The organism is Secundilactobacillus similis DSM 23365 = JCM 2765 (genome assembly GCF_001311075.1).
Classification (GTDB): domain Bacteria; phylum Bacillota; class Bacilli; order Lactobacillales; family Lactobacillaceae; genus Secundilactobacillus; species Secundilactobacillus similis.
The window spans coordinates 1-3,427 of the sequence record NZ_BBAD01000146.1 but is presented as its reverse complement, the minus strand read 5'-3'; the positions used below and the strand labels follow the sequence as shown (position 1 = coordinate 3,427).

4 protein-coding genes are annotated in these 3,427 nt (G+C 38.5%); all 4 read right to left on the bottom strand.

Annotated elements, in window-relative coordinates:
- The coding region (locus JCM2765_RS16310; RefSeq protein ID WP_082405193.1) for a protein rep at positions 1 to 916 on the bottom strand (916 nt) is incomplete at its 3' end.
- A gap of 640 nt (positions 917 to 1,556) precedes the next feature.
- Entirely contained in the window at positions 1,557 to 2,648 is a 1,092-nt protein-coding gene (gene mobV / locus JCM2765_RS16305) for a MobV family relaxase (RefSeq protein ID WP_054737569.1), read from the bottom strand.
- Between the two features lie 376 nt (positions 2,649 to 3,024).
- The gene (locus JCM2765_RS16300) at positions 3,025 to 3,231 is read right to left on the bottom strand and encodes a hypothetical protein (protein WP_016377513.1); all 207 of its coding nucleotides are present in this window, start codon (positions 3,229 to 3,231) and stop codon (positions 3,025 to 3,027) included.
- A gap of 13 nt (positions 3,232 to 3,244) precedes the next feature.
- Positions 3,245 to 3,427, bottom strand: a 183-nt coding sequence (locus tag JCM2765_RS16295) for a hypothetical protein (RefSeq protein WP_054737568.1), incomplete at its 5' end; no start/stop codon positions are given.

The following is a 3,427-nucleotide window of genomic DNA, read 5'->3' as shown; positions in this document are numbered from 1 at the left end:
CGACAACCTCTTCCGCAGCTTCCATTTGCTCTTTGGTGTAATCTTCATCGCCAACATGAACCAAATCACCATTTTCAACATCTTCAAGTTTCAAATCTTGCTTAATTTGCTTAAACAGACCACCATAGCTGATTTGTCGTGTTCCAGCTAAGGCATACTCTAAATCTTTAATCACCGTCAAATTACGCTCATCATCAGCCGTCATGTAATCAGCCGACTTCACTTCATACTTGGCAGTTTCTTCCGCACTAGCTTGCAAAGAGTCAGTTCCTTTGCGTTTATTAGCTTTAACAGCCTGCACATGTACCACAGGCTCATAATCAGACTTTAAAGCTCTTTGCCACAATTTTGCCCATTCTTCTTGCTTAATATAATTCACGCTATCCCCGGTAAAATAACTAGATTTTACAAACAATAAAACATGTAAATGCTGGTTATACGACCCATCTTGTTCATTGACGGTTATTTCCGTTGAACGTAAATAACCCAATAAATTTTTATGGACTTTCTTGTATTTAACTAATTTATTAAATGCCTTAGTTAAAGTTCGTAAAGACCCTTTTAACTCTTCTGCTGAATAAGCATTCTTAATGGTCAAAGTTAAAAACAAAAACCGCCCTTTAGGCTCTCGCGCAACTGCCTCTGCAATAATTTGTTTTAATTGGCTCGAATTTTTCATACTTTTTCTCCAGTTGCATAGCGGACATAACCGCTTTTTGCAAAACCAAGTCTGATACAGCTTCAAATGCTCCCCAATCTTCCGAAAACGTAAAACTTCACCACAACCTCGGACATCATGTGCCCGTTTAAATTCTAAAATTGACAAATATTCTGCATAGCGCACATTTTCAATCTTACGTTCTCGCCAAGGTCTTACTTTGCCATTTTCTGTTTTATCTTTAAATACTTTAGACATAAAAAGCTCCTTCCGTTCTATCCACGTGAAGGAGCTGAAATATCATTTTAGCTAAGCTTACAGCCTTGACAGAATAGGGTTTTCCCCCTAGAATAAGACTATAAATCGCGAATGATAATCACCTCACGTGCTCGGACGACCAAATCAGAGACTTCACGTGGGTTTTTATTTTGTATTTCTTTATTAAAATTTATACCTCAATAATACACCAAAACCCTATAATAGCAAGGCATATGTACAAAAACAGCAAAATCCAGTTGTTTCTATTAGTATCAAGATAAGAGGAAAGCGACAAAAAACGTCGCTTTCAAACCCCAAAAAGACAGTTCACTGAACTGTCTTTTTTAAAACCGTGGCTTTCAGCCACACCGACCAGCTGAACCAGCTGGACCCCACAAATGAGCGGGAGCCCCCGCTCAAACTCACCCCGTACTCGCCGTAAGGCAGGCAAAAAAAGCAGGGGTGCTTTTCTTTGCATGCGCAAAAGTATTCTAATCCAGTAGTCAATCAACTCCTTAAAGCCTCAAAAAGGGACTAACTGCTAAAGCAGTAAGTCCCTTTAATTCGATTTACCGTTGACTGACGGCCATTAAACAGTTCCAATACTCATCAGCGGTTAAATTAAAGCCATAGACCAAATTCAAAGGCTTGGACCATCTAATTCATCATGTTGTCCCTTGGAACGCTCCTGTGGCCTCTGAGAGGCTTTTTTAGACGGTTCTTTTAGTCCAGCCCGTTCTAGCCACTCACTTGGTAAACCAACCCCTAGTTTGCGCTGTAAGAAGTGGTCAACGCTCCGAACAATTCCTTGTAGCGTCCCGACTAACTTTTGAAGACGACGATTCTCAATATCTAATTCCATAGCCTTACTTTCAGCTTTAATCAGTCGGTCTTTTTGAATATCCATATCAGACCTTTGGGACAAGGTTTCAGTAAAATACGTATCCGTTAAGCTGGCACCCTGTTTAAGTTTATCAAAATCAAAACGGTCAACCAGCACATACCGCTTATGAAAACGAGATTCCTTCGTTTTAACACTATTCACATCAAATTTAGTGGCTTGATACGTTTTAAGTTTCGCTTGGCGCTGCTTAGTTTCATTTTCAACCGCTGCTAACTTTTGCTGCCCCTGCTTAATAGATTCCCGCATGGCTTTATATTCCGGTACCGTCAAACTTTTACGTTCCGATTCTTGAACCCCACGCTGAACATTAAAACCATGCTGTTGTAAATAAGTCGGTAATTGATCTTGAATATCTCGCAAAGCCGTGCGATTAAATACTCGTTTAGCAGATAATTTATATTGATCATCAAAGGGGACAATCCCCATATGCATATGTGGGGTACTCTCATCAAGATGAACAATTGCATAACGAATATTATCTTCACCAAATTTTTCAGCAAAATAGTCCTTCGCTGTTTCAAAATACTTGCGAGTATCAGCCGCCGTTAAATTCGTAAAGAAATTGCTGTCGCTAGAAATAATCCATTCATTGACTAAAACGGCATCTTTTCTAACTGCCCGCTGGCTGGTTTTGTGCTCGTTAATGTAAGCTTCAATATCTGTTTTGAAATGGTTAGTCCGACCAGCAACTAAATCATAATTTAAGTCAGAACGGTTAACGTCAATGTCAGTATTTTTGTGATGTCGCGTTCGGCGTTGATCATGATTACCCAAGCCAACTAAATTATCAGCTTTTAATTTCTGCATATTAGCCACTAAATAACTCATTTCACCACTCCATTCCAAACAGCTAAATTTGGTTAGAGCATAGCACAGAATTCGGCAAACCTCCATGCAAGGTATAGCCAATATACTTTACCTTGTAAAGTTTGGCTCTACCGAGGGTCGCCTTGCCAGCGGGACAGACCCAACCGCTCATTTTCCTGTTCGGAAAATCTTGCTCTCGTGGCAGTTAATTTTAGCTGTTCTCTTCCGCCAAAATAATCGCCACTCACTAGCTTAATTTTTCTAAGAAAAATTGACGCCAGAATTAAAAAAAATCTCGGCTATCTTTTCCGCGAGATTCCTTTAATTCGCAAAACCGAAATTTTTGATCCACAAAAACCATGGAACAAAATTTCAAAAATCACTAAACATGCAATGTTTATATCCGACTTTCGTATATGCCGTCATAGACTTCCGCTTTAACAACATCCATATCTGTACCGCCGTTATCAACATATTTCAAAATATTCCACAAAGAATTATGTAAATATTCAGCTTCAATCACTAACTCTTTTTTACTCATATGGCTGTATTCACTATTTTTATCTAAGTCATGCTCATCGTAATAATCTTCAAATAATCCCATACTCATTTATCTCCTAATCTTCATACTTCAAGCGCTCATTTAAAGCACGTACTTTTCCCTTTTCAATATCATCAGAATGTCTATTTCTAGAATCAAGATAAATCTGTTTTAATCGCTTAAAATCAACATCAAAACCATTTTTTTGCATTTCTTCAACAAAAAAATTATCCAATCTCATCATCATAAAAAACACCCC

Excerpts from the sequence above, each read along its gene's own strand:
- mobV (WP_054737569.1), bottom strand. The coding sequence starts at position 2,648 with ATGAGTTATTTAGTGGCTAATATGCAGAAATTAAAAGCTGATAATTTA.
- JCM2765_RS16300 (WP_016377513.1), bottom strand. The coding sequence starts at position 3,231 with ATGGGATTATTTGAAGATTATTACGATGAGCATGACTTAGATAAAAAT.